We start from the raw sequence: 26917 nt of genomic DNA on the forward strand, positions 1-26917 counted from the left end.
GTGGTAACAAAGAGTGAGTCAAATAAAGGCGAAGCAAAAAAAGAGCCAGAATTTACAAAAGAACAAATTGTGAAAAGTAATAAATACATGGCTCGTCGTGATGCACTAAATGCATTACTGGAAGATGGCAAAACATACTCATTCACTGAAGTGGATGGGGTTCTAAAGAAATTCGATAAGGGAGGTAAATAACGTGGCATTAGGTGGAGGTCCATTTTTAACACAAAACAAAGTACTACCAGGTACTTATCACAACTTTATTAGTAAAGCTCGTGCTTTTGTAAATCTAAGTGATCGTGGTTATGTCGGTCTACCAATACCTCTAGATTGGGGCGTAGACGGCGATGTATTCGCAGTAACACAAGAGGATTTACAAAAAGATTCTCGTAAAATCTTTGGCTATGATTACACTGATCCAAAACTAAAAGGCATTCGCGATGTATTCAAAAATGCTATCACAGTATTTTTCTACAAGCTTGCTGTGGGTGCAGTAGCAGCTAAAAATAACTATGCAACAGCAAAGTACAAAGGTGTACGCGGAAACGATATCACCATTGTTATTCAAGCTAATGTGGATGAACCAACGAAGTTTGATGTTCAAACTCTATTAGCTAACGTACTAGTAGACGAACAGATAGCTGTAGATAATGCTGCTGATTTGAAAGCTAATGACTTCGTTACATTTAAGTCAGATGCAACACTAACATTAACAGCTGGCACACCATTAACAGGTGGTTCAAATGGCTCTGCTATCACAGGCGGTGCACATCAGGAAGCGCTAGACGCATTAGAGGCTTACGGTTTCAATACACTAGGCTGTTTATCAAAAGACAATCTAATCAAATCTTTATATATTGAATATACAAAACGTATTCGTGATCAAGTAGGTGGCAAGTTCCAACTAGTAGGCCATAAACTCGGCACACCTGACCATGAAGGTATTATCGATGTACAAAATGATGCTATTAGCGATGGCGAAGAAGTATTCGGAGCAGTATATTGGGCTACCGGTGCACAAGCTGGCGTCGCTGTAAATAAATCAAATACTAACAAGAAATACGATGGTGAATTCACACTTGATATGTCTGAAACAAAGACACAATCTCAACTAACTGCGCTTTTAAAAGGCGGGAAATATATTTTCCATCGTGTAGGTGACGAAGTTCGTGTCCTTGAAGATGTGAACACATTTACTTCGTTTACGGTGGATAAAAACGAAGATTTTAACATGAACCAAGTTATTCGTGTTCTTGATCAAATCGCAATCGATACAGCTCATCTATTCAATACTCGATACCTTGGTCAAGTACCAAATGACCAAGACGGACGCATTTCATTATGGAATGATATTGGTGCTCACCGAATGGAAATGCAACGTATTAGAGCACTCCAAAATTACAACAAAGATGAGTTAACTGTAGAGCAAGGTAATTCTAAGAAAGCTGTTGTAGTGAATGAAGTTGTGAATCCTACTGTAGCGATGTCTCAACTTTATATCACAACTACAGTAGCGTAAGGGAGGGAATCAAATTGAAACCAAACAAATTGTTAATTCCGTTGGATCTTCAGTATTTCGCAAATACTACCATGCATGCTCGTGATGCCATTCATGGTGCACAAGGACGAGCGTATGTGACGATTGAAGGCAATCGTTACTTATTTGCTCAGTTAATTAATTTAGAAGCTAAAATGGAAAAAACAAAAACACAAGTGCCAATCATGGGGCGCATTAGTAAAGGTAATAAAGCAACTGGTGCTGAGTATTCAGGCAATGCGACATTCTACTTCAATACATCGATATTCCGTAAATTATTAAAACGTTACAAAGATACTGGTGAGGATGTTTACTTTGATATTCAGGTGACTAATGAGGATGGTTCATCTACGGTCGGTCGTCAAACAACTATTCTAATAGACTGTAATATGGATGGTGGTACTATCGCTGCACTTGACGCAGACGCAGAATACCTAGAAGACGAAATCGACTTTACGTTTGAGGATTGGGATATGCCAGAAGAATTTTCAACGTTAAAAGAAATGTTATAAGACTTGAGCTCACTTTGTGGGCTCTTTTCATCTATTCAAAAAAGGAGCGATTCTTAATGCCGTTAAATGTAAATGATATTACAGATACATTTGTAAGTGGTGAAGAACCTAAAGAAGTATACAAAAAAGTTATTGAAGATATTGGTCATCACTTTATTAACAATGCTGAAAGGTTATCTGCCAACATGATAGATATACATGCAGGTATGAAAATAGAAATCGATATTCCTGTAAGTGGCATTGTCACAATTGATACTACAAACACGGAATATGTAATTAAGAAAAAATAATCGGAGGTAAAATAATATGTCAAATTTAACTGCATTTTTAGCACAAAACGCATTAAAACCTGAGAATGAGAAAGTTGTTGTTTCAAAACGATTTGTTAATCCAGAAACTAAAAAGCCAATGGAATGGGAAGTTGCTGCCATCACTTCTGATGAAGATGATTTATTACGAAAAGACAATACAAAACGCATGCCTGTACCAGGCAAAAAAGGTGTGATGGTGCCAGAAACAAACTACACAGCTTACTTAGCTGATTTAGCTGCTAAATGTACTATATTCCCTAATTTACATGATGTAGAGCTACAGAAATCATACGGAGTAATGGGTGCTAAAGAATTATTGAAAAAGATGTTGTTACCAGGTGAATATGACGAATACTTAGCAACTGTACAAAAAATCAACGGCTTTGATGTCGGTATGGATGAATTAGTTGAAGAAGCAAAAAACTAATTGAGGACGGTGACTATGAGGCGAATGTGGCTTATTACTGTTTACATAAGCTCCATAAGTGGCCGTCTGAGTTTGATAATTTACCAAGGTATGAAAAAGCATTTGTTATAGCTGCTGTTCAACTTAAACGTGATACAGATGAACAACATGAAAAGGAAGCTAAAAATGGCAAAGGCAGAAGACGAAGAAAGCGATAAATACCAATTATGCCAATTTAATATAGTGAAATCTCTCCATATTAGGTATATTTATTTATGAGGGGGGATAAAAATGGCACGAAATAAAGTTATAGCCGGTGAGTATGAGGGAAGTTTAGTTATGGGGTTCGTAATAGCAGGTGTTTATCCAAACCCTAAACAACCTCCGATTGAACTAACGAAAGAAAATGTATCGAATTATGAGGTAATAACTGAAGAACATCGCAAAAGTGCAGCTTCTGGTATTACAAGAGGTTTAGTCGGAGGCGCATTGTTAGGACCTGTAGGCTTGTTAGCAGGACTTACTGCCAAAAGTAAAGGAACACATGTAATAGCAGTAGAATTTAAAGACGGAAAGAAAAGTCTTATTGAAATTGATGAAAAAATCTATAAAGCATTCATCCAAAAGATGTTCTAAAAAGTATTTAAGCACTCATTTTGAGTGCTTTTTATTATGCCTAAAAGGAGTGAAATCATGGCTACAATACGTACAGCAATTCAAATTCAAGATCAATTGAGTCAACCGATGCGTGCAATGCACAACGCTGTTTCAATGATGGTTAATCAGATGGAAGCCATGCATGCTGCATCTGGACAAATGATAGATACATCTAGTGTTGGATTAGCACGTAGAGAATTAGCGATGGCTGCAGATGCAATGAATAGAATTGAAAGTGAAGTTACGGATGCAGCTACGACACAACAAAGATTCACCAATAATATTAGGGATGGCACAAGTGCAGCAGACGGATTATTAAATAAAATTATTGGAATAGCAGCTGCTTATTTATCATTTCAAACAGGAAAAAACATTATTGGTTTATCTGATGAAATGATTAATACTCAAGCTCGACTTGAGTTGATGAATAGTACTTATCACAAAAATGCAGAATCTGCTAATGGTGTAAATAGCATGTTGATGAAAACATCTGAATTACAACAGATGATTTTCGAGTCAGCTCAACGTACAGCTACATCATATCAATCTACAGCAGATATGGTTGGTAAGTTAGGTATGCAAGCATCTGGAGCATTTGCTAATACTACAGAAATAGTAGCATTTGCTGAACAAATCAACAAGACGTTTGCCATTGCAGGTACTTCAGCTGAAGGTGTCAGCTCAGTAATGTTGCAGTTAACACAAGCGATGGCGGCCGGGAAATTACAAGGTGAAGAATTAAATGCAGTTTTAGACAATGCTCAACCAATTGTAGCTAATATTCAGCGTTACTTGGAGGAAGCGATGAACATTGATGCATCAAACATTAAAAAGTTAGCATCAGATGGTGTAATTACAGCGGACATTATTAAAAATGCCATGTTTTATGCAGCAGAAGAAACAAATGCAGCATTTGGTAGTATTCCTACTAAGTGGTCAGATATTTGGACGATAATGACTGACAGAGCCCTTATGGCTTTTACACCAGTTTTGCAAAAAATAAATGACTTGGCTAACAGCGACAGAACTAAACAGATAATGGAAAGTACAACAGTTGCTTTAAAACAAATGGCTGATGTAGCAATATTTGCGATGGATATTTTGGCAGCTGGTGGAAGTTTTATTTACGATCATTGGTCAATAATTGGTCCTATTGTAGGTACAGTAACTGCTGCACTTATTGCTTACGGTATTGCCTTAACTACAATCAAATTAATAACAATGGCAACTGCTATTTGGCAAGGTATTTTAGCAATCCGCACAGCAGGTCAAGCAGCAGCTACAATGATGGCTACTGGTGCAACATTTGCTCAAACTGCTGCTCAATATGGCTTAAATGCAGCACTTTATGCATGTCCATTAACATGGATTATCCTACTGATAATTGCATTAGTTGGTGTTTTTTATTTAGCAATTGGTGTAGTAAATCACTTTGCTGGAACCTCAATCAGTGCAACTGGTGCAATTGCAGGAGCATTTATGATGCTAGCTACTCACATCTACAATATAATAGCTTACTTATGGAACATCTTTGCATCCATCGTAGAGTTTTGGGTAAATATCTGGTTTAACGGAAACTATACAGTAAAGCGCTTGTTTGCAAATTTAGCAAATAACGCTCTAGATATGGCAATAAGTATGATTGGAAGCTTTGATAGTGCTGCCACAAATTTAGCTAATATGTTCATTAGCGGTGCTAATATGGCGATACAAGCAATCAACTGGGTTATCGACGCTCTTAATAAAGTACCTGGTATCGACATCGGAAAAATGAGTGAATTTAATGCTAGAACATCCGTAACGGCAGATTTATCGAAATTAAAGAAAGGTGTAAATGATTGGGTTGGAGAAACTCCTGCTGATTACTGGGAAGCCCCTAAAATGGAAATGAAGTCTTTGGGCGCTGCTTGGGACACTGGCTACAACTGGGGAGCTGATTTATTTAGTTCTGATAAAAATAAAGACAAGAGTAATTCTGGTAAAGCAATTGAAGATGCAATGAAAAACGCCATGAATGGCGCTGGAAAAGGTGCTGGTATAGGCGATAAGCTAGATAAGGGAAATCGCAACGGTGGTAAAACGGCTGGCAATACAGCAAAAATGGCAAAGTCAATGGAAGGTTCTGGAGAAGATTTGAAATATCTTCGTGACATAGCGGAACGCGAGGCTATTAATAGATATACAACGGCTGAAATTAACATCGACATGAAGAATGAAAATCATATCAATAACGAAATGGACATCGATGGTGTTATTGATCGTTTTGGTGAGCGTGCCGAGGAAGTAGCAGATATGTTAGCAGAAGGAGGTCCAACAGAAGATGTATAACTTTTTTGTAGATGGTGTACAATTTCCTGTTGCTCCATCTGAAATGTCTACTAAAATTAATGGGCGTAACGAAACGATTGTGCTGATGAATGATGGTGAAGTAAACGTAATAAAGAAACCAGGGCTAACGGATATTGAGTTTGAGGTATTACTCCCAAACGTCAAATATCCGTTTGCTGTTTATCCAAATGGTTTTCAACCAGCTGCTTATTATCTCGAAAAACTAGAGAAATTAAAAGGTTCGATTAAGCCATTTCTGTTTATTGTCAATCGGATGATGCCTAACGGTAATCTACTTTTCGATACCAATATGACAATGACCATAGAAGATTACGAGATCAAAGAATCTGCTGAAGAAGGCTTTGATGTAACGGTCAGTATCCAACTAAAACAATATCGAGCATATGGTAATAAACGAATCGTTGTACAGCCCACTACAAAGCCTAGTAGCACGTCTAACACCGCGACTACACAAAAGGCTGTTGTAGAGCAAAAACGTCCTACAACAGGCAAAGAGAAGCCGAAAACACACACTGTAGTCAAAGGTGATACATTGTGGGCTATTGCTAAAAAGTATTTAGGAGACGGTTCAAAATACACTGAACTAGCAAAACTCAATAATATTAGCAATCCAAACGTTATAAAGGTTGGGCAGGTGATTAAACTTGGCTAAATCACAATTATTCATCATGAGTAGAGGTCGTATTTTCGAGTGTGCGGTTGAAGAAGGTATTGAATGGGAAACACATCGTAAAGGTACACCAGGTAAGCTCACGTTTAACATCGTCAAGGATGAAGTATTAGGTTTCCACGAAGGTGATGCCGTTCGCTTTGATTACGATGGCCATAAGATATTTTTTGGCTTTGTTTTCACGAAAAAACGTAATAATAATCGTATTATCAGTGTTACTTGTTACGACCAATTAAGATATTTTAAAAACAAAGACACCTATGTATACGCAAATAAAACAGCTGCTCAAGTACTTCAAATGATTGCGAATGACTTTAAATTAAAGACAGGCATAATTGCCAATACAAAGCATGTCATAGCTTCAAGAATAGAGGATAATCAAGAGTTATTTACAATAATGGATAACGCCTTATCAGATACAACTCTAAGTACCGGTGATTTATATGTACTGTATGACGACTATGGATCGTTAAATCTACGCAATATAAAGATGCTCAAATCCGATTTACTCATAGATGAAGATTCAGGTGAATCATTTGAGTACACAACATCCATCGACGAAAACACATATAACAAGATCAAATTAGTGCGTGAGAACAAAAAGACAGGTAAACGTGAAATATATATAGCTCAAGATAGTTCCAAAATCAATGAGTGGGGCGTCTTACAAATGACAGATAAGCTCGATGAGAAAGGGAATGGTAAAGCGAAAGCTGATGGGATGCTGAAACTTTATAATCGTAAATCAAGGAAGCTACACATTAATAAAGTATTTGGTGATCCAAAGATTCGTGGAGGGAGTCAAGTTGCTGTTCAAATGTACCTTGGTGACATGACTGTAGCTAATTTTATGATGGTTGAAACAGTAAAGCACACCTTCAATGAGTCTTCCCATCACATGGACTTAAAGCTAATTGGCGGTGATTTTATTGCGTGATATGAGTGATATTTTAAAGCTTATTAAAAGGATTGCAATAGATGCTGTAAACTCACAAAAACTATCTAATATCGTTTATGGCACTGTCATTAGTATAAGCCCTCTGAAGGTCCAAATTGATCAAAAGTTAATTTTGGAAGAAGTGCATTTAAAATTAACTCGCGCTGTTCAAGATTATGAAGTCGAAATGAGTGTCAGTAATGGAGCAAAACAGATTTATAAAATTTATAACGGCTTAGTTCAAGATGATAAAGTTACAATGATTCGAGCACAAGGCGGCCAACAATATATCATTATAGATAAAGAGGTGGTTGAATGATTCCACAAGTTGACAACGATGGTCTGACACTCGATTTCGAGGAAGTCATTGAGCCATCGAAAAACTATAGATTAATATCTGACAAGAATCGCTGTGTTGGCTATGTAGATGAATTAGAAGCCATGAAACAAGCGATTTTTTTAATGCTCTCAGTGGAGCGATATGATCACATTATTTATTCTTGGAATTTCGGTGCCGAGTTTAAAGATTTGTTTGGTAAGTCAGTATCTTATGTTGCTAGTGAGGCAAAACGTCGAATTCGAGAAGCACTACTACAAGACGATCGCATTAATGAAGTTGATTCTTTCGTTGTCACCACTCATAAAAGTAAAGTACATGTACAATACACAGCTCACACCATATTCGGTGAAATCACAGCAGAGAAAGAGGTGGAATACTGATGACCGAACCATTAAATTTAGATACTACCTACGAAGATTTAATGGCACAAAAATTAGCGGGTGTCGATAACTCTCTTGATAAACGGGAAGGTACTTCCATGATCTATAACGCAACAGCAGCCAATAGTGTTGAAACAATACAAATGCTGATGACAGTTAAGAATTTTATCGATATGGTATTCGCTGACACAGCACCTAGAGAGTATCTAATTCGTCGAGCAGCCGAGCGTGGTTTAAAACCATATGAAGCTACTTATACAAAACGGAAAGGTGTATTTAACATTGATGTACCAATTGAAAGTCGGTTTAGTTTGGACGACCTAAATTACAAGGTAATTGAACGCATTTCACAAGGGCAATTTATTTTGCAATGTGAAACAGCAGGAAATGCCGGTAATTTGTTTTCAGGTCAATTAATACCGATTGAATATATCGATGGATTGCAAACTGCTACATTGACTGATGTATTAGTGCCAGGGGATGACGAAGAAGATACAGAGAATTTCCGTACTCGCTATTTTAACAGTTTCGAGTCAGTAGCTTTTGGAGGTAACAGAGCAGATTATAAAGAAAAGGTTGGTTCCTTACCTGGTGTAGGTGGTGTACGTGTTTATCGCGCTTGGAATGGTGGTGGTACGGTTAAGTTAGTAATCATCAATTCTCAATACGAAAAGCCAACACTGACACTTATCAACGAAGTACAAACAGCTGTTGATCCACTGGACCATCAAGGAGAAGGGTTTGGCACAGCACCTATTGACCATATTGTAACAGTATTTGGAGTAAATGATATTCTGATCGATGTAGTTCTAAACATCACTTATCAATCAGGTTGGACATGGGATGATATAAAAGGGCAAGTTCAGAAAATAATAGACGACTATTTTAAAGAGCTTGCAGAAGAGTGGGCTAAGGCTAATAGTTATGAGGAAGATCATATCGGTGTTGTAGTTCGTGTTGCACAAATCGAAAGTCGACTTTTAGGTGTTGCAGGTGTACTTGATATTGCTGATACAAAATTAAACGGCATGCAATCGAATATAGCATTAGACCCTGAATCAATACCGAAGCGAGGTGTTGTAAGTGGCTAGAGAGGTCGATATTATCGGTTATTTGCCTCCAATCTTACATGAGATAAAAGAAATAGTTGCAATTGCCAATGTTGAAAAGCCTGTGTTAGATAGCTTGTGGCAACAAATCGAAGACACACTAGACAATCAATTTGTGGTAACAGCAAATGAACAAGGCGTTGAGAGATATGAAAAAATGTTGAAGTTAAATGTTCTCGCAACAGACACCATTGAAACTCGAAGATTTAGAATCCTAACTCGATACCAAGAACAGGCACCGTATACTTATCGAGTCCTAAAACAATTACTGGATAGTTTGTTAGGCGAAGGACAATATGAACTAAAACGTGATGTAGAAGCTAAAATACTAAGTGTAAAAATTGAATTGACCGTTAAAGGCATGTTTGATTCAGTAGTAGTTATGCTTGAACGAATAACGCCTCAGAACATGGTTTTAACTGTTCAATTACGATACAACCAACACAATACATTAGCACGCTATACACATGCTCAATTAGCTGCATTTACACATAAACAATTGCGAGAGGAAGTGATGTCATAATGTCTACTAATACGCCTAATTTCAATTTAGAAAAACCTAGTGTAGAGGAATTCTATGATGTTGGAGTGCCAAATAGTAATATGGATAAAATCGATAATGTGTTAAAAAAGTTATCAGACGATGTACACGGTCTATCAACAATAGCTGATGTTACTTACTATGTTAATGCTAATGGTAAAGATACAAATAACGGATTAACAACAACGACAGCATTTAAGAGTATAGTCAAGGCGATAAGTAAGATACCACAAATAGTAAATCATAATGTAACTATAAATATCGCAGAAGGGAACTATAATGAAACGTTGAATTTATATGGGATTTTAGGAGGATCTGGCACTGTCAATGTGCTCGGAAGCACGACTTTAACAGATACACACATCGTTAGTAACATCATTGTCAATCGTGTACAAGTTCCAGTTGTATTAAGGGGTTTAAAATTCTCATCAGCAAATTCACATGGTTTATTAGTTTCTTACTCTACGTTTGTTTCTGCTCAGTATCTTAAAGATGTTACCCCGTCTACGTTTGACGGAATACACTTTTTAGCCGCAAGTGGACGTGTTTATTCTTGCGAATTATCGAATAAAGCTACTGCCCTACACACGGAAACTTGTGCTAATGTTTACAGTGAAACAAACACTGGGACAGGAAACTCATTTGGCCTAGTCGCTTATAACTCAAGTAAAATCGGTAAAGCTGGTACTCAACCTGTTGGCATAACCAATGAATCGAAGAGCAGTGGTGGTGATATTCTATGAAGCAACTAAATTTTGCAGGACAGACATTCGAAGCTGAATGCATTGTAAAATCAAACGATGCGATTATCGGTTATAATGGTGATTTTGAGGTTTTTTCATTTATAGGTGTATTGGATTTTAGGGAGTTTATACTTTCGGATAATCAAGAATTTGACATCGCTTTACCTTCATTAAGTGAACGTGTTAAGCAACTCGAAGATGTGATTTTGTTACTGATGAAAGGAGAAATGTAAAATGAATGATAAGATAGTATATTTATTTCTCTTAAATATGTGGATTATGAAAAGGATTGACGAAGCATACCTATCTGAGCAAGTGGTTAAGGGACGAATCAATGAAGGAGAAAAAGCAGTAATCTTAGTAGCGTCGCAAGTTGTATAACGTTTTGTACAAACCGAAAAAACAGAAGCTATACAAAATATTATTGATTATATAGGTGTTCAATCTTTTATTTCTTAATGGAATTTTCATAATTGAAATAGAAAATATAGAAATTAATAGTAATCAATGGTATAAAAAGGAGTGTGATTATAAAAGTTCTTTGAAAGGTTGTTTAAAATGCAAAATAAAGAGTATTTGAACTGGATTGATATATTAAAAGGATTAGGGATTATTTTAGTGATATTGGGACATATAAGATTATCTCCTGAGTTAATAAGTTATATTTACTTATTTCATATGCCATTATTCTTTTTTATTTCTGGCTATTTAATGAATATTAATAAGTACGATTCCTTTAATCAATTGCTAAAAAAGAAGACTAGGACATTATTGATACCTTATTTTACTTTTTCTGTCATATCAATCATTTGCTATAGTGTTATTGGTCACAAAGATATAGATGTATCTGCTACTATTCTAAGCTTCATTGAAGGGAAACGTAATGAAATTTATTTCAATGTACCTCTTTGGTTTTTAGTAGGTCTCTTTGTTGTGGAAATAATGTATTATATCCAAAAAAAATTGTTGAGAAACGATATATTACTTTTGATTCTAGCAATATTTATTAACTTTATTGCTGTAGTATTTTTAAATGTAATTGAAACTCCAAATTGGATTTGGAGTATTGATACAGCAATGTACTATTTACTTTATTATCAGCTTGGAAATCTATTTAGAATATATAAGGATAAAATAGATTTTAAGAAAGTGTTTAACAAAGTGGCCGTAGGGATTTTTGTTTTCTTATGTATATCATTTAATTTACTTTCATTAATAAGTCCTGATTTGATAAATTATGTGTATAATTCCCTAAATGCAAATAGTGGATTTTTATTTATTCGGTTGATTATTTACGCGATTTCCGGAATTGTTACTTATGTTTGTCTAGCAATGTATATAAAAAAATCCACAACTTTAGAGTATATCGGGAAGAATTCATTAATTATTTTTGCATTACATTGGCCAATTGGTATTTGGGCATTGGATATGTTAAAGGTTCAATTGCAAATTCAAATAGTGCATTCAAATGTTCTTGCGATAATAGAATTAATTATTATTTTATTAATTTTAAAGCCGATTATTAAAATTATTAATAAAAATTTTCCAATTATATTAGGCAGAGGGGATTTTTTTGGTACTCCTAAATAATAGTTCCATATTGTTCAGTAAGCGCTACTCACATTGGGTAGCGTATTTTTATTAAAAGAAGGTGATAAAACTTGATATATGTCACTTCAATTGATGGTACTAAGGTAGAACCACTTATCAATATCGGTACAGATTTTAAGATGGAACAATCAGTAGACGGCACTTTCACAGTGTCGTTTACCTGTTTTCAAGAACAAAACAATCCCGGTTACGAATTACTGAAATCAGAGGCAATTATCACTGTAAATGACAACGATTTTCGAGTTAAACAATACAGTAATACTGATTTCAGCAAAACAGTAACAGCAATAAGTATATTTTTTGATCACGCTAAGACAAGGCAACATGCAACATTCAGTGGCAGTCACACATTACAAAATCATGCTAATTTCGCGTTGAAAGATACAGGATGGACTTTCACAGCAGAAAGCAACATAGCTAATATAACAAATTACATCTCCAAATTTGGTGACGATAATGTCGTTTCTTTGGTTACGAAAATCTGTAAATATCATCAATGTGAGTATATGATTTTGCCTGGTAAAATGCTTTATTTTGCTAAACAAATAGGTAGCGATAATGACTACCAATATAGTTATAAGCACAATGTTAGCAGTGTTATGTTAAAAGAGGATACTAATAATCTTGCTACGATAATTTACGGGTATGGTAAAGACAGATTGGAGCTCGAAACACTTTACGAACAAAGGTAGATGACGTAGATAGCACACTAGATAAATTGGAACCAGATATTAATAAAATGGATTACATTTTAATTAATAATGACATGTTGATCTTCAAACATGCTTTCCAGCATGCTGAATAAGTAAACAGAAACGCAAGCATAAGCTTAGCGTTATTTTTTATGCTTTTTTAGTGCTGTGAGAGTAATCGAGATGGGCAACGGTACATGTTACTGATTCTCGACGCTTCTCATGGCATTATTTATTTTAACTAAATAGGGCAAAGGATTGATGTGAATGGATGTAGCAGCAGTAAATGAAATCGCAACAAGCCAAGCGGTTTGGGCAATAGCTTGTTTATTAATTGCGTTTGGAGCGTTTCGATATTTAATCAATAAAAACGATAAACTTATGAACAGAGCAGAGGAACGCGAAGACAAACTCATGGATCACTTAGAACGATCGAATGAATCTCAAGAAAAAACGGCAATAGCTTTGGAAGGCATAAATCGAAATATAACCGTTTTAGAAGGTCGTATGGATCGCATGGAAAAACATACTTATAAAAAATCAGAAAAGGATGATGAATAATGGATTTAACAAACATTTTTATGATTGCAATGGTTATGGTAGCTATTGTTTTAGCGGTAGCAGAGGTTCTTAAAAACACATTCAAAATTAGTACTCAATTCATGCCAATCACTTCTGTTGTGATTGGTATTTTTATTGGTGTTATTTGTTGGCCACTAACAGAGTATCCTCTTTATATGATGTTGATGGCTGGATTTATTGCAGGACTAACAGCGTCAGGTACATTTGATCTTTTAAAAGCAGCTAAAAAAGAGGGTGAACAGTAATGGGGTATGCTATCGAACAACGTTTAATGTCAAGTCTACCAAACAGAGCATTAACGGCAGCGAAATACGTAATTGCTCATGAATCAGGTAACGCAAAAAATTGTGGTCCAAATGCTTTGGAAAATGAAATAGCGTTTATGAATCGTAATAAAGCCAATGCATTCACGTCTCATTGGGTAGGTGATGGTGGCAAAATTGTACAAGTCGCACCTGTAAACAAAGTACAGTACGGTTGTGGCCCTAAAGGTAATCCACTTAGCTATGCACAAGTAGAATTAGCGCGTACATCTGACAAAGAACAATTTAAAAAAGATTATGCAGCATACATTTGGTTGTTACGAAAACTCGCTAACGATGCTGGCATTCCAATTGTTTTAGATGGAACAGGTAACGGCATTAAATCACATCGATGGATTACAAATAATTTAGGTGGTACTACCCACGTAGACCCATATTCATATTTACAAAGCATGGGAATTTCAGAGGCGCAGTTCAAACAGGATATTAAAAATGGAATTATTAATGAGCTTGCAAAACCAACAACACAACCAAAGGAGGAAACAAAGATGGCAAATTCATTAACATCGACAGGAAAACAGGATTTAAAAGTATTATTAAAAGATGCAAAAACAAAAGGAATTTTAAAATTAGACCACAGTGAAAAAGTAGGCTCTATGACGGATGGTGAAGCGTTAAGCTTACTGATTTCTGTAGTGAAACGAACATTATAATTAATTGACTATGACCAGGTAATCACAAAACATTGTGAGCCTGGTCATTTTTTATTTCGTTATAATCTTACTAAATTCATGTAAATATGCCCATCTGTAACCATTAATGTATAATTGTTTGAAAGGAGGGATATTGATGAAAAAAATAATAACATCAATTATAACATTTATTTTAGTCATTTCTTTTGTTTTACCTGGAGCATCGGCAAAAGAGACGCAAGTATTTGAGGATGTACCAACTACTCATCCTAACTTTAATGACATTAATTATTTAGTAGAACATGGTGTGTTAGAAAAGGGTGGTAAGTATAGACTTACAGATATGATCACAAGAGAAGAAGCTATTGTAATGATCGCTAAAGCTGTGGGACTTGATGGTACACCACGAGAAACAAAATTTGATGATGTACCGAAATCAAATATAAATAGTGGTTATATTCAATCTGCTGTTGAAGCAGAAATTATTTATGGATCTACACCATATGATTTTATGCCAAAAGCTCCTTTAACAAGAATGCAAATGTCTGTAATTTTGGTTAGAGCGTTTCAATTACCATTAGATGAGGTACCAATAGGAACTAGGTTGTTTAAAGATGTGGATTATTTAATTTATGGTGCTCCTTTTATTCAAAGTATTGTAAAGCTGGGTATAACAAATGGTTACCCTGATGGAAATTTTAAACCACACAATGCATTAACTCGAGCTCACATGGCAGCATTCTTATCTCGTGCGATGAAATATGTAGAAGATAATAAATAATATACAAAAGCCACTCAACTGAGTGGTTTTATTTTAGAATGTTACCTTTAAAGGACCAGGGACTCGTCAAAATTGAGTTCCTGGTCTTTTTGTGTTTATTCACGCTGTAATTCCTTTTCTCTGTCCTTAATCAGCTGCTTTAATTCTGCTAAATCGTCTAAATCACAGTATTTATTAATGTAAGATTTTGCTGAACTTTTAGCAGATTGCTTACGTGTTTTTTCTCTATTTTTTTCTCGATAAGCTTGGGTAGCGCGTTTCTGGGCTTCAGATGTTTTTTGATCAGTCAATGTTTAACCTCTCCTTTTCATAAAGTGTACAACGATATTAATGATTACTAATAAGAAACAGATTGAGTAACTAACAATCATGAAGTAATCAAAAAACTTTGGTTCTTGCCAGTTAACCATATCAGTCAAAATGTACAAGGCAATTGCTAAGGCTGCAACATATCCAATATTTTTCATAATGAATAGGATGTGATAAGATTATAGGGAAGGAGGGGTTAACCTCCTTCTACAAGTTATTTGCGACGTTTCTTCTTCGCGGGAGGGCGTCGCTTTTGTTTTTTCTTACTTTTCATATCGCTTATGTTTTTCGCTGTACTTGTTAGCAAGTTTGCGATAGTTACTAGGTAAGCTAGAATCTTATCGTAATCCACTTTGTTCACCTCCTTTCTTATATACTTATTATATACCGTGGTATATAATAAGTCAACTGTTTTATTCATTTATTTTCCTTAAATACAAATAAATCTCATTGTAAAATACAAACGTTTGTTCTATAATAAAACAAACAAATGTTCTTTTTTGAGGAGAGATTAAATATGACAATACAATATAAATTTACACCTAGACCATTTCGAGATGTTACAAAACAAAAACCTGATGTACTTAAAGTCGTCACTGCTGATATGTCTGATGATGTAATTACAAAAATTTACGAATGTAAAGAAACAGTAATTATACATAGCAAAAATAGTAACTCAAATCATGCAAGTATTTCTAATGCTAAAGGTTATGATTCTATTCAACAATGGGAAATCAAATATGCAATTGATCATATTTTAAATGAAGACTATTCAAATGTAAGTATGCTGGTAAGTAGTAATGGCGTGATTCATTTATATGCTAATAAAGAAACAGTTCTTTTAAATTAATAAAAGGGGTTTAAACAATGCCAATAATAAATAAAAATATACAAGTAGTTTTTGGAACAGGAGATATTTTAGCGCGAATAGGGTGTAAAAGTGATAGGGCATCTGGTGTTATTCAATTTATTGAAAATGAGCCTATGCCAATAGGGCAATTTGTAGAACCAAACGACGACATAATGGAAATTGATGAAGCGCCTGTAACATTTATATTTAATAAAATTGAAAGTATAGATGCTGTTATTTTTCAACTACAAAAATTGAAAGACATAATGGGGGTGGACGACAAATACGAATGGACAGCCAGTGGAAGAATTGTAGAAAAAGAATAATACATAAAAAAAAGCCACTCATTTAAAATAATGAGTGGCTTTCTTCTATATTATTATTTTATAGCGAATTCTTTTTTTCCTAATTCTTTACCTTCGTAACCTTGTCTAGCTACTAATATTACAGGTGTTTCCAAATCTTCGAGGTCATATGCAATGGCGTTTTCTACAGTCTCATCTTTTTTGATATTTTCTGATTTTGTTTCTATGAATCTGTCATCAGGTAAATAACCAACTCCTAATTTGTTATCAGCGTTTGGATCACCTTGAATTGCAGTAAATGTAGATTGCCATGCCAACCCTGGATCTATCTCTTTGTCGCTTTGGTTTGTTACACTATACCAGATTGCAAATACTGGTGTTTCACCACGTTCGTTACCTTTTTCACCCACAGGAATTACTTTTGTTTCAGTGATGTTTATTTTTAAATCTCCTCTTTTTACTTCATTATCTTTGAAATAAACATCATCACTTTTTGCTTCTTTATCTGCTTTTTCCACAGTAGATGCAGTTGTAGTTTCCTCTTTCGTTTTTTCGTCCTTTGATGAATCTGCACCACATCCAGCTAGTCCTAAACTTAATACTAGTGCTGCGCTAAAAATCAGTTTTTTCTTCATTGTAAAGTAGTCTCCTTTGTATATGTAGTTCTATTAAATTATATCAATATTGGCAAGCATTGTCAGTATTGTTTTTAGGGTATCCACTAATTTAAGGGACAGTTCGTTGTTCTCAGATAATAGAAATGGACATAAAAATCACTCATTCGAAAAAAATGAGTGATTTTTAAATGATTATATATTTATAGTATTGTACCTGCTCAATGCTGTTGTATTTTATGTTAAAAATAATGGTACCCTACGGTACCCCAGAAAGTACCCCAATTAAAAGATTTTATACGAGTTTATATGGAATAGAGATAAACATATAATAAATTTGTTTTATCAATAATCATCACACTTAATCGAACCATTGTTTTTCACCTCACAAAATTCAATAGAGCAAAAACCCCGCCAAATCAATATTTTTACGCTATAATGTAGGACGAGGTGAAGAAAATGTTTGTTAGTGAGAAACAAATCGAAATTCGATATGCTGAGACCGACCAAATGGGTGTGGTGTATCATGCAAACTATATCATTTGGATGGAGATAGGCCGCTCTCAGTTAGTAAATGATGCTGGCTTTGAGTATGCTCAGTTAGAAAAAGACGGTTATGTATCGCCAGTGATGGATTTATCCATTTCTTATAAGGCTGCTATGCATTATGGCCAAGTGGCAACGGTCCGTACATGGGTGGAAAAACACGATCGTTTACGTACAACATATGGCTATGAAATTTTACATGAGGATGGCACGATTGCAGCTACTGCTCAGTCCGTACATATTCTAGCGCACAAAGATACGTTACGTCCGGTATCTTTAAGTAAAATCGATCCGGCATGGGATGCAAAATACAAAGAAATCGCACGCGAGACGAAATAGGAGAATCTTACATGGAACTTTTATTAGCGATAGGAGCAATTATGGCTTGTCTTGGTGTCGTACTTGGCGCTTTTGGGGCACATGCACTAAAAGATAAATTTGCGTCGCCACATTATGCAGCCATTTGGGAAACTGCGGTGCAATACCATATGTATCATGCATTAGGCTTAGTGGGGCTTGGTATTTTATCGAGTGATGCCCTTTTAGGAGCCTCTAGTATGCTTTCTTGGGCAGGCTACTTAATGTTTGCAGGTATTGTGTTTTTCTCCGGTAGTTTATATGTATTGGCCGTTACAGGTGTGAAAAAGCTTGGAGCAATTACCCCAATTGGCGGTATGTTATTTATCGTTGCCTGGGTGCTTGTAGCTATTTCCGCATGTTCTTAAGAAACGCTAAGATCCATTAAAAAACGATATAGTACTTACAATACGAGAGAGGTAGTTCCTTTGGGGCTATCTCTTTTTTATAAAGAAGTTTAAAATAATGAAACAAATTGTCCTTTTTATGCGTACTACATATTGAATAAATTATTTTAATGATAAAATAAGTCTTAAGTATATAAGTTGAAGGTGGGAATAAATATGGGTTTATTAAAAGCAGGAGTTGGGGCATTAGCAGGTGTTCTAGAAGATCAATGGCGTGAATATTTCTATTGTGAGTCACTCTCAGCGGATGTTCTTGTGGAGAAGGGGCATAAACGTACTTCAAAACGTGGGTCTAATAAAGGTAATGACAACATTATTAGTAATGGCTCTATTATTGCTATCAATGAAGGGCAATGTATGATGATTGTCGAGCAAGGGAAAGTAGTGGAGTTCTCTGCCGAGTCTGGAGAGTATGTTTATGATACATCAACAGAGCCTTCGATTATGTATGGCAATGATTTGTCTGAAGGCATTATGGAAACATTCAAGCAGATTGGTAAACGCTTCACATTTGGAGGAGAACCTGCAAAGGATCAGCGTGTGTACTATTTTAATAAAAAAGAAATCGTAGGCAATAAATATGGGACACCAGCACCGGTTCCTTTCCGTGTTATCGACCGCAATATCGGCCTAGATATTGATATTGCTATTCGTTGTCATGGTGAATATTCCTATAAAATTGTCGATCCATTATTATTCTATACAAATGTATGTGGAAACGTAGAGCGTGAATTTACAAGAGATGCAATCGATAGCCAATTAAAAACGGAGCTGATGACTGCGTTACAGCCGGCTTTCGCACATATTTCAGCAAGCGGGGTACGCTATAGCGAAATTCCTGCACATACGGTTGCTCTTGCAGATGCCCTTAATAAAGTGTTATCAGAGAAATGGCTAGCAACTCGTGGTTTAGCAGTTGTATCCTTTGGTATTAGTTCTTTAAAGGCATCTGAAGAAGATGAAGCAATGATTAAACAACTACAACGAAATGCAGTGATGCGTGATCCAGGTATGGCTGCGGCTCAATTAACAGGTGCTCAGGCGGAAGCAATGATTGCAGCAGCTAATAATGCTGGTGGAGCAATGGCAGGATTTATGGGCATGAACATGGCGACACAAGCTGGCGGTGTAAATGCAGGACAGCTTTACCAAATGAATGAGCAAAATAAACAGGCAGCCCAGCAAGGTCAACCAGCGACGAACTCGGGTGCATGGAAATGTGCATGTGGCAACGAAAACACGGGTAAATTCTGTTCAAATTGTGGGACACCAAAACCTGCAGAAGAAGGATGGACTTGTACATGTGGTGCTGTCAACAAAGGCAAATTCTGTAGCGAATGTGGCGCTAAAAAACCTTCAGGCGCATTACAATACATTTGCGATAAATGTGGTTGGCAGCCAGAAGATCCTGCAAACCCACCAAAATTCTGTGCAGAATGTGGTGATGTGTTTGATGAAAATGATGTTAAGTAAGGAGATGACTAGTGATGCCAACGCAAGATGCTGAAAATCATAAACAAGTCAAACTTGATTTTGACGCTGAGTGTCCATCATGTAGTGCATCCATTGAATTCAACCCAGCAACTGGGAAGCTAACATGTCCTTATTGTGGCTATGAGACTGAAATTGCAGCCCCAGAAAAGCAAGAGGAAAAAGTTGCTAAGGAAATGGATTTTGCAATGGCTGAAGAACGTGGAAATTTTAACTGGGGTGTTGAGAAAAAAACAGTCATTTGTAAATCCTGTGCGGCAGAAACGATTTATGATGCATTACAAGTAGCCGATAGTTGCCCATACTGTGGTTCTAATCAGGTTATGGAGGCCAGTGCTGAAAATACACTAGCACCAAACGGAGTATGCGCCTTTGAAATAACAGATAAGCAGGCGGGAGAGAACTTCCAAAGTTGGATTAAGGGAAAATGGTTTACACCGAGAGCAGCAAAAGATAGCGCAAAGCCTGATTCATTTAAAGGGGTATACCTTCCTTATTGGACTTTTGACACGAAAACAAGTTCAAGATATTCTGCAAGTTACGGTAGACATCGCACAGTAACAGATAAAGATGGAAATACCCGAACTGAAACGGATTGGTATTCCACAAGTGGTTTTTATCAGGAATTTATTGATGATCATTTAATAAGTGCAACAACCCGTTATGATCGAAATATGATGCGAAAGATAGAACCCTTTAATTTACTCAATAATAAAGCCTATAAACCAGAATATGTATCAGGATTTTTATCAGAACGTTACAGTATTGGTTTACAGGACGGGTGGAGTCAGGCGAAGAGAGAAATTTCTAATCATCTGAATGCACAAATTACTTCAAAAATACGTTGGGAACATAATGCGGATGTAGTATCCAATTTACAGTTCTCAACAACACATGATGATATTACATACAAATATCTAATGTTACCAATTTGGCTTTCTTCATTCCGCTATAAAGAGAAAATTTATCGTTTTATGGTAAATGGACAAACAGGTCGAGTAGGTGGGGAGGCCCCAATTTCACCACTTCGTGTAACGATTGCTGTTATCTTATCATTAATTGCAATTGCGATTATTTGGTATTTCTTTATGTCAGAATAGTCATGAGCAGTATTCCTGTAGGGTATAATCCATACTTTGGAATACTGCTTTTTTACTAAATAATTTGGGGTGGGTGAACGGCTGAATAATTTTAGGATATAGGATGAAAACCTTTAGTTATCATAGCTTTCACTTTGAATTGTTGCATAAGTTATAATGATAAAGTTTTTTACACAGCAATACATGAAAAATTCAGTGAATGCATGTAGGGTAACGCAAAAATAAATATGCGTACTTAAGCAACCTATTTTATGGGAAAGTCGTTATTTGTGATGAATTGTCAGAAAAATGCACTTCAACATAAGTCTATATTTTAGTGTGTTAGCAAAAGAAATAATTTACAATGTGCTTTATTGTTTGAAAGGATAAGCAGAAAGCCTGTAAAAAGATTTTTCAAGGCTAATTAGTTTCATTAATAAATCAATTAGGTGGAAGTTTGTTAAATTTCAGGACAGATTTATTCCATAAAATAACGCCATGTGAAGTTGCCAATTTACTTTAAACAAATTATTATACAGTCAGAGAGCTTTTTTTCATGTAATGAGCTGTAAATGTAATGTTATTCTTGGATAACATCATGTATGGAGGTTTCGACAATGGATGCAATTGAAGTTTTAACAAATTTAGATCAAATACATGGGTATTTTCAACCTATATTTAGCGCTGATGCGCATACGGTGATTGCCTACGAAATTTCCGGACAGTTACAAATCGAGGGTCAACAAATTAATTTAAAAGATTTTGTGAATAACGAAGATATACCAGAAGAATATCGTATTGATATGGAACATAAAATTTTACACGCTGCATTAGCCAAAGTAGAAGAAATCGGACAGGATATTGATATTTATATTCCAAGTAACCCGAACTTATTGATGCAGGATTTCGGTGAAAGTCATTTTAATATTATTCAACAATATATAAGTGAAGACGATTTACATCGTATTGTATTAGTTGTTTCAGAGCATCGTTTTTTAGGTGACATTCATAAGTTGCACCATGCAGTACGATACTTTACGACTTTTGGTGTCAAAATTGCCGTTCAGGAAGTAGGAGCGGAGAGTCATTTAGAGCATATTGCTTTATTATCACCACAAATATTAAAGGTCGATATTCGAGACTTAAATTATGATTCTTGGTCTGCACAGTCAGATATGATCTCAGCAATAGGTAGTCTCGCATATAAAATCGGTGCAAATCTCTTATTTGAAGGAATTGAAACTGTCTATCAATTACAGTTTGCTTGGAAGAATGGAGGCCGATTTTATCAGGGCCGATACTTGGCAAACTCAGCTTTGACATTCGTAGAGAAGGATATTTTAAAGGAGCGTTTTAAAGAGGAGTGCCAGCAGTTTATTACCTCTGAAAAGAAGATATTAGAGGTGCAATATTTTGAGTTAAAGAAGTTGAGGGAGGAGCTAGAAGCGATTGTCCATCGTGTTAAACCTTCTAGTGACAACATCACACATTTAGAGCATTTAGCGCAGCTATTGGATGGTTATTCGTTCCGAGTATATATTTGTAATGAAGATGGTTTCCAACTATCTCCAAACGTAATGCGTATAGATGGACAGTGGGAGTTGCAGCCAAGAGCCATCAATAAAAACTGGAGTTGGCGTCCGTACTTCTTACAAACAATTATAAAAATGCGCAACGATCAAAACGGAGAAATCTCAGAGCTTTATCGAGATATCGAAACAGGGGAAATTACAAGAACATTTTCAATTGCTATTAACGAGCATGAGTATTTGTTCGTCGATCTTTCGTATGATTACCTATATGAGCATAATATATTTAGATAAAAAAATGCTCATATAATTTTAAGGGGTGCAAAAATAATTTGCACCCCGAATTGTTCTCTATTTATTATTTTAAAGGAATTCCAAGTCCTAAGGCAGAAGCGATGGATACAATAGAGCTAATAACACCTAGTATACTAGTTAATTTCTCTAATGGTTTTTTAGCTTTCTCTTTATCTCCATTTTCTATATGAGTTTGAAGGAGTTCAAAATTAGCTTCTGCAATATCTCGTTGTTCATCTGATAGTTGTTGAATTTCTTCGTGAAGTTGTTGTAAAGCATTGATAATGTCATTAGGCAAGCTAGCTATTCCTTGATTGAGTGTACCATTGTTTTCAATAGTTATATTACCTTTGTTTTCTCCAAAAGTTAAACCACCATATTTACTAGAATCACCCATATAACCATCTCCTAAGATAATAGTAACTTTCCCGAGCTTTGAAACTTTGTCTAATAATTGATCAGAATTTTCTTTGGCTAAAATATCGATAATTTCTCTTAAACTCTCGGGTTTATTTTGATACCTTAACCCGACATTTTCCTTTTTGTTATTAATTTTTTTTTTGAAAAACTTTGTCTGAAATCATCACTTAATTCGATTATTGGAATAGCGTTTAAAGGATCAAAACAATTTTCTGTACCACAATACTTGCAAGGAATGGAATCAATATTTTCAAGATCAGATTTATTAGCAGTTAAAATACTTCTACTACATTCCTCGCAGTGAAATTCTAATTTTATAACGATCGCTTCTTTTTTTTCTAATTCAGATAATGTATCAATAACTACTCCAAGAGGTAAGTTAGTTATTTTTGCAATATAACTATGGTAAAATTTTCCTATTTTACTAATAGCAATTGCCTCAAGTGCATTATCTATTTTTTGAGAAATTTCCCATGGCTTTAGATTGCTCAATACTTTTACCTCGCAGAATAAATTTGGTAAATCAATTTTTCTCTAATATAATCCAAAACAGGTTCAGACGCAAATACATTAAACTTAAATGTCTTTGTATTTACGCCGATTCGAATAGAATATTCTTGTTTCACGCCATCAACACTATGTTCAAACAATATGGACCCTTTTTGTTTGGATAGATAAGGTTCTAAATAATTGTATAATGGTAAACCTCGTAATTCTCTAATACTACCTAATCCTATTGTTTCAAGACCACTTAACAGTAGCAAAGTAAAAGGTGTTGTTTCTAAAATGCCGGTAATATCTTCGCTATTTAAATTTTGCTCTAGAACTGATAATTCGCCATTAGTATAGTATTCGTCAATTGCAGAAAGTATACTCACAATGGATTGACCCTGTGTTTCTTCAAATGTATTGACTGATCCTGCTGGTCTACCTGTAGCATCAATAAGCCTTCCTTGAAGGGTATCTGCTAAAGACTCAAGTGTACCACCATATTTCTCTAACAAATCATACTGTTTGAATTCAAATTCTTCATCGACAATTTTAGTTAACCAAGCAATAATTTTTTTGGCAACAGCTGAACTTGCCCGTACTTCAATAATTCCCATGTCTTCATCAATATAAACTGTTGTAATTTCGTGCTTAATGTATTCCCTTCGATTAGTTAAAAAGTAATCAACATTAACACCTGTTCTATGAATAAATCTTAAATAATAAGCTTGAGAACCTTCAATTTCAGCTGCAGCAATAATTGTAGGATCAATAGGAACATTTTCGCTAATTGGAGTAACTACTGTTTCGAACGGGTTAAATGGCATTGTATCAATAATACTTTGTTTAAATCCTATTAAACCAGTATTATTTGTCGCCTGGTACCAAGCTAAAGAAACTGCTCCAGAGAAAATATTATTACTGATCATTTTAAGTACGTCGCCATCTATATGCTCAAAAGCGTCCCAAACCCTACCTGCTAATTCATTTACATTGCCGGTAGATTCTAAAGTCATTTTATTACAAATCTCTTTGAGTTGAGTTTTGTTTAATTTATTCAAGTCTTGGGGGAAAATTAAAGATTTAATTGTGTTCATTTAACACCCTCCAGAATTATATTCTGCGTTCGATGAAAGTATGTCTCATTATTTATAAATATAATAGTATATGTATTGAATACCCAGAAAATAACATAAAAGTGTTGATTGACATGGAAGTATGAATGAAATGGAACTTATATGCGTCGAAGTAAACAAGAATGAGCATAGGTCTTTGATCTTATGTGTTGTCTAAGATTATTTTTAAATATGACTATTACTGATTAGGGAGTAGTGAGCTTTTGGGTAGGTATCATCTTCAATTTTTTTTTGAAGAGTGAATAGAGCGGAGGAACTATTAAAATGAGAAGTGTCTTGATCAGGAGAGAAAAAATTTAAACTTCATATTCAGCCGAATTGCATCTATTGAAATGCCTCTAAACGCTTCATCTATTTTCTATAAAAATGCAGAAATTGATTAATAGAACTATTTAAATCATTTTGCTTTTGCAAGTGATTGAACTGTTATTTTCTACCTTTCAGGAGTATCTCCTATATTCTCTCTACTTTAATGATGGTATATTGTGGATATATTTGTAACTTCAAGAATAACTTTACGTCTAAGGAAATATGGAGGTGAAAATATTTGAGGAAGATAGTTACAATATTGAGTATATCCTTGATTGTGGTAATGAGCGGATGTAATCATAATTCGATACCAAAAATTTCTGAAGAGCAGGCAAAATCAATCGTGTTAAAAAGCCACGTAAAAAACATAGGTAAAATTGAAATTAAGTCAGTTAGTCATAAAGGGAACGAATATATTGTTAAATGGGAAAATAAAGAAAACTGCGAGAACGGAACGGACTATATTAATGACGAAAACGGCAAAATAATAAATGCTGAAACCTCAATATGTTAATTTCACTTGAAATAGACCTTTTAGTTTAGGTCCTTTTAAATGCTTTTATAAGCATTTACATAGTAGTTTAAAGAAAATATACTGTCTTATGCAGAGAGAGAGTATTGCGCATCATAAGAGCGACAGAGATCTGTAACAATACGTGTAACACTCTTCAATACTAATAGGGCAGGTGAGATGATACAGTTCAACGATCCTCATATTGATAAGAGTTCCTCTTCTGGTATAATTAACTGCTAGAGAGGATGAAAAGTATGAGCAAAAACATCGTTGTTATAACAGGGGCTGGCAGTGGATTAGGTGCAGCACTTGCTAAAAAATATTCGTCTTTAGGCAATCACATTTGTTTACTCGGCCGAACTAAATCAAAGCTTGAGAATACGGCTAAAACTTTAACTAATGGCTATTCTATTTATGAGGTTGACGTTACTTCAAAACAAATGGTCGCTCAAGTGATTCATTCTATCCAAGAGGACTTTGGATCAATTCAGTTATTCATAAATAATGCTGGTATTGGCTATTTTGATAAAGCTGAAAACTTGAATGAGGATTCAGTTCATCAAATGATTGATATTAACCTAAAAGGAACAATTTTTTGCACACAAGAAGTGCTAAAAGGTATGAAAGAACGTAATGAAGGAACGATCGTCAATATCGTTTCTACAGCTGGTCTAGAAGGAAAAGTAACGGAATCTGTTTATTGTGCTAGTAAATTTGGTGTGCGAGGATTTACAGAGAGTCTAGCACTAGAATTAAGCGAAACTTCTATTAATGTATGTGCTATATACATGGGTGGTATGAGCACAGAATTTTGGGACGGGATATTCCCTGAGGAAAAAACTAAGACATTAATGAATCCTAATGATATTGCGGATATTATTATGGAGAATATTAAACCAAGAAAAGCGTTAGCTGTAACTGAAGTTGTTATTAAAAATAAACGATAACGATAGGATATGACTAGGGACTTCAATTAATGTTGTGCCTGGTCATTTTTCATTTCATTTAATATTAAAATTACTAAGGTACAGTATTGTCATAAAACGTAATCCATATTTCGATGAAAATTGAAATATTTATCTTGGTGTGCCCGGCATGCACATGAACTATAGGGTGAAAGTCCCGAACCCCGAAGACAGAAGTAGAGGTTAGCCAAGA

The 26917-nt window shown here is 35.2% G+C and carries 38 protein-coding genes; 32 read left to right on the forward strand and 6 right to left on the reverse strand.

Translation table 11 applies throughout. The features are described 5' to 3' along the window. The 23 genes from AMS59_RS25200 to AMS59_RS12720 all read left to right on the forward strand — a co-directional run bounded on the left by AMS59_RS25200 (window position 1) and on the right by AMS59_RS12720 (window position 15110). Complete coding sequence (locus AMS59_RS25200; RefSeq protein ID WP_053484165.1) at window positions 1-192, forward strand: hypothetical protein; 192 nt, start codon at window positions 1-3, stop codon at window positions 190-192. 1 nt (window position 193) lies between these two features. Continuing rightward, a complete protein-coding gene (locus AMS59_RS12620; protein WP_053484077.1) occupies window positions 194-1516 on the forward strand; it encodes a phage tail sheath family protein in 1323 nt (440 codons plus the stop codon). A 14-nt stretch (window positions 1517-1530) separates the two neighbouring features. After that, complete coding sequence (locus AMS59_RS12625; protein WP_082337485.1) at window positions 1531-2046, forward strand: phage tail tube protein; 516 nt, start codon at window positions 1531-1533, stop codon at window positions 2044-2046. Window positions 2047-2102: 56 nt separating this feature from the next. Further along, window positions 2103-2336: a hypothetical protein gene (locus AMS59_RS12630; RefSeq protein WP_053484078.1), complete on the forward strand. Its 234-nt coding sequence runs from the start codon at window positions 2103-2105 to the stop codon at window positions 2334-2336. 16 nt (window positions 2337-2352) lie between these two features. Further along, a complete protein-coding gene (locus AMS59_RS12635) occupies window positions 2353-2784 on the forward strand; it encodes a phage portal protein (RefSeq protein WP_053484079.1) in 432 nt (143 codons plus the stop codon). Between the two features lie 26 nt (window positions 2785-2810). Beyond that, entirely contained in the window at window positions 2811-2981 is a 171-nt protein-coding gene (locus AMS59_RS12640) for a hypothetical protein (RefSeq protein WP_199777741.1), read from the forward strand. A 73-nt stretch (window positions 2982-3054) separates the two neighbouring features. Further along, window positions 3055-3399 carry a hypothetical protein gene (locus AMS59_RS12645; RefSeq protein ID WP_053484081.1) on the forward strand — a complete coding sequence of 115 codons (345 nt, stop codon included), beginning with the start codon at window positions 3055-3057 and terminating at the stop codon, window positions 3397-3399. Window positions 3400-3456: 57 nt separating this feature from the next. Beyond that, window positions 3457-5748: a tape measure domain-containing protein gene (locus AMS59_RS12650; protein ID WP_053484082.1), complete on the forward strand. Its 2292-nt coding sequence runs from the start codon at window positions 3457-3459 to the stop codon at window positions 5746-5748. After that, the gene (locus AMS59_RS12655) at window positions 5741-6421 is read left to right on the forward strand and encodes a LysM peptidoglycan-binding domain-containing protein (protein ID WP_053484083.1); all 681 of its coding nucleotides are present in this window, start codon (window positions 5741-5743) and stop codon (window positions 6419-6421) included. The genes AMS59_RS12650 and AMS59_RS12655 overlap by 8 nt, the downstream gene beginning before the upstream one ends. Next, window positions 6414-7376 (forward strand): hydrolase, encoded by a 963-nt coding sequence (locus AMS59_RS12660; RefSeq protein ID WP_234007759.1) that lies wholly within the window; start codon window positions 6414-6416, stop codon window positions 7374-7376. Before AMS59_RS12655 ends, AMS59_RS12660 begins: the two co-directional genes overlap by 8 nt. Before the next feature lies 1 nt (window position 7377). Further along, the gene (locus AMS59_RS12665) at window positions 7378-7695 is read left to right on the forward strand and encodes a DUF2577 domain-containing protein (protein ID WP_053484168.1); all 318 of its coding nucleotides are present in this window, start codon (window positions 7378-7380) and stop codon (window positions 7693-7695) included. Further along, on the forward strand, window positions 7692-8096 hold the full coding sequence (locus tag AMS59_RS12670; protein WP_053484084.1) for a DUF2634 domain-containing protein: 405 nt from the start codon (window positions 7692-7694) through the stop codon (window positions 8094-8096). Before AMS59_RS12665 ends, AMS59_RS12670 begins: the two co-directional genes overlap by 4 nt. Next, on the forward strand, window positions 8096-9187 hold the full coding sequence (locus AMS59_RS12675; RefSeq protein WP_053484085.1) for a baseplate J/gp47 family protein: 1092 nt from the start codon (window positions 8096-8098) through the stop codon (window positions 9185-9187). The genes AMS59_RS12670 and AMS59_RS12675 overlap by 1 nt, the downstream gene beginning before the upstream one ends. Further along, window positions 9180-9728, forward strand: a complete 549-nt coding sequence (locus AMS59_RS12680; protein WP_053484086.1) for a putative phage tail protein — start codon at window positions 9180-9182, stop codon at window positions 9726-9728. Before AMS59_RS12675 ends, AMS59_RS12680 begins: the two co-directional genes overlap by 8 nt. After that, on the forward strand, window positions 9728-10489 hold the full coding sequence (locus AMS59_RS12685) for a hypothetical protein (protein WP_053484087.1): 762 nt from the start codon (window positions 9728-9730) through the stop codon (window positions 10487-10489). Before AMS59_RS12680 ends, AMS59_RS12685 begins: the two co-directional genes overlap by 1 nt. Next, on the forward strand, window positions 10486-10722 hold the full coding sequence (locus AMS59_RS12690; RefSeq protein WP_053484088.1) for a hypothetical protein: 237 nt from the start codon (window positions 10486-10488) through the stop codon (window positions 10720-10722). Before AMS59_RS12685 ends, AMS59_RS12690 begins: the two co-directional genes overlap by 4 nt. Before the next feature lies 1 nt (window position 10723). Further along, a complete protein-coding gene (locus AMS59_RS25855; protein WP_199777742.1) occupies window positions 10724-10870 on the forward strand; it encodes a hypothetical protein in 147 nt (48 codons plus the stop codon). 177 nt (window positions 10871-11047) lie between these two features. Continuing rightward, window positions 11048-12079, forward strand: a complete 1032-nt coding sequence (locus AMS59_RS12695; RefSeq protein WP_053484089.1) for an acyltransferase family protein — start codon at window positions 11048-11050, stop codon at window positions 12077-12079. 71 nt (window positions 12080-12150) lie between these two features. Next, on the forward strand, window positions 12151-12792 hold the full coding sequence (locus AMS59_RS12700; protein ID WP_053484090.1) for a prophage endopeptidase tail family protein: 642 nt from the start codon (window positions 12151-12153) through the stop codon (window positions 12790-12792). 267 nt (window positions 12793-13059) lie between these two features. Continuing rightward, on the forward strand, window positions 13060-13353 hold the full coding sequence (locus AMS59_RS12705; RefSeq protein ID WP_053484091.1) for a hypothetical protein: 294 nt from the start codon (window positions 13060-13062) through the stop codon (window positions 13351-13353). Further along, window positions 13353-13619, forward strand: coding sequence for a holin (locus tag AMS59_RS12710; RefSeq protein WP_053484092.1), 267 nt, complete (start codon window positions 13353-13355; stop codon window positions 13617-13619). The genes AMS59_RS12705 and AMS59_RS12710 overlap by 1 nt, the downstream gene beginning before the upstream one ends. Beyond that, window positions 13619-14350 carry an N-acetylmuramoyl-L-alanine amidase gene (locus AMS59_RS12715; protein WP_053484093.1) on the forward strand — a complete coding sequence of 244 codons (732 nt, stop codon included), beginning with the start codon at window positions 13619-13621 and terminating at the stop codon, window positions 14348-14350. Before AMS59_RS12710 ends, AMS59_RS12715 begins: the two co-directional genes overlap by 1 nt. Window positions 14351-14486: 136 nt before the next feature. After that, window positions 14487-15110, forward strand: coding sequence for an S-layer homology domain-containing protein (locus AMS59_RS12720; RefSeq protein ID WP_053484094.1), 624 nt, complete (start codon window positions 14487-14489; stop codon window positions 15108-15110). A gap of 95 nt (window positions 15111-15205) precedes the next feature. Here AMS59_RS12720 and AMS59_RS12725 read toward each other — a convergent pair whose 3' ends face one another. Both AMS59_RS12725 and AMS59_RS25205 read right to left on the reverse strand, forming a co-directional pair. Next, entirely contained in the window at window positions 15206-15400 is a 195-nt protein-coding gene (locus AMS59_RS12725; RefSeq protein ID WP_053484095.1) for a hypothetical protein, read from the reverse strand. Between the two features lie 233 nt (window positions 15401-15633). Then, the gene (locus AMS59_RS25205) at window positions 15634-15771 is read right to left on the reverse strand and encodes a hypothetical protein (protein WP_199777747.1); all 138 of its coding nucleotides are present in this window, start codon (window positions 15769-15771) and stop codon (window positions 15634-15636) included. Between the two features lie 165 nt (window positions 15772-15936). Here AMS59_RS25205 and AMS59_RS12730 point away from each other — a divergent pair, with 165 nt between their 5' ends. Beyond that, a complete protein-coding gene (locus tag AMS59_RS12730) occupies window positions 15937-16269 on the forward strand; it encodes a hypothetical protein (protein ID WP_053484096.1) in 333 nt (110 codons plus the stop codon). Window positions 16270-16286: 17 nt separating this feature from the next. Continuing rightward, window positions 16287-16595 carry a hypothetical protein gene (locus AMS59_RS12735; RefSeq protein WP_053484097.1) on the forward strand — a complete coding sequence of 103 codons (309 nt, stop codon included), beginning with the start codon at window positions 16287-16289 and terminating at the stop codon, window positions 16593-16595. Window positions 16596-16648: 53 nt separating this feature from the next. Here AMS59_RS12735 and AMS59_RS12740 read toward each other — a convergent pair whose 3' ends face one another. Beyond that, on the reverse strand, window positions 16649-17209 hold the full coding sequence (locus tag AMS59_RS12740; protein ID WP_053484098.1) for a DUF5067 domain-containing protein: 561 nt from the start codon (window positions 17207-17209) through the stop codon (window positions 16649-16651). A gap of 438 nt (window positions 17210-17647) precedes the next feature. Here AMS59_RS12740 and AMS59_RS12745 point away from each other — a divergent pair, with 438 nt between their 5' ends. The 5 genes from AMS59_RS12745 to AMS59_RS12765 all read left to right on the forward strand — a co-directional run bounded on the left by AMS59_RS12745 (window position 17648) and on the right by AMS59_RS12765 (window position 22891). Further along, a complete protein-coding gene (locus AMS59_RS12745; RefSeq protein WP_053484099.1) occupies window positions 17648-18073 on the forward strand; it encodes a thioesterase family protein in 426 nt (141 codons plus the stop codon). Between the two features lie 11 nt (window positions 18074-18084). Beyond that, window positions 18085-18459 (forward strand): DUF423 domain-containing protein, encoded by a 375-nt coding sequence (locus tag AMS59_RS12750; RefSeq protein ID WP_053484100.1) that lies wholly within the window; start codon window positions 18085-18087, stop codon window positions 18457-18459. A gap of 195 nt (window positions 18460-18654) precedes the next feature. Continuing rightward, complete coding sequence (locus tag AMS59_RS12755) at window positions 18655-19971, forward strand: SPFH domain-containing protein (RefSeq protein ID WP_053484101.1); 1317 nt, start codon at window positions 18655-18657, stop codon at window positions 19969-19971. 14 nt (window positions 19972-19985) lie between these two features. Then, a complete protein-coding gene (locus tag AMS59_RS12760) occupies window positions 19986-21089 on the forward strand; it encodes a hypothetical protein (RefSeq protein ID WP_053484102.1) in 1104 nt (367 codons plus the stop codon). 596 nt (window positions 21090-21685) lie between these two features. Further along, on the forward strand, window positions 21686-22891 hold the full coding sequence (locus AMS59_RS12765) for an EAL domain-containing protein (protein ID WP_053484103.1): 1206 nt from the start codon (window positions 21686-21688) through the stop codon (window positions 22889-22891). Between the two features lie 64 nt (window positions 22892-22955). Here AMS59_RS12765 and AMS59_RS12770 read toward each other — a convergent pair whose 3' ends face one another. The 3 genes from AMS59_RS12770 to AMS59_RS12780 all read right to left on the reverse strand — a co-directional run bounded on the left by AMS59_RS12770 (window position 22956) and on the right by AMS59_RS12780 (window position 24897). Beyond that, on the reverse strand, window positions 22956-23288 hold the full coding sequence (locus tag AMS59_RS12770; protein WP_053484104.1) for a hypothetical protein: 333 nt from the start codon (window positions 23286-23288) through the stop codon (window positions 22956-22958). Between the two features lie 125 nt (window positions 23289-23413). After that, a complete protein-coding gene (locus AMS59_RS12775; RefSeq protein ID WP_053484105.1) occupies window positions 23414-23803 on the reverse strand; it encodes a hypothetical protein in 390 nt (129 codons plus the stop codon). A gap of 5 nt (window positions 23804-23808) precedes the next feature. After that, window positions 23809-24897 (reverse strand): hypothetical protein, encoded by a 1089-nt coding sequence (locus AMS59_RS12780; protein WP_053484106.1) that lies wholly within the window; start codon window positions 24895-24897, stop codon window positions 23809-23811. A gap of 586 nt (window positions 24898-25483) precedes the next feature. Between AMS59_RS12780 and AMS59_RS12785 the strand changes: the two genes are divergently transcribed. Then, entirely contained in the window at window positions 25484-25759 is a 276-nt protein-coding gene (locus tag AMS59_RS12785) for a hypothetical protein (protein ID WP_053484107.1), read from the forward strand. 254 nt (window positions 25760-26013) lie between these two features. Next, window positions 26014-26706 carry an SDR family oxidoreductase gene (locus tag AMS59_RS12790; RefSeq protein ID WP_053484108.1) on the forward strand — a complete coding sequence of 231 codons (693 nt, stop codon included), beginning with the start codon at window positions 26014-26016 and terminating at the stop codon, window positions 26704-26706. Window positions 26707-26917: the final 211 nt, after the last annotated feature.

Source organism: Lysinibacillus sp. FJAT-14745 (assembly GCF_001275675.1).
Lineage (GTDB): Bacteria > Bacillota > Bacilli > Bacillales_A > Planococcaceae > Lysinibacillus.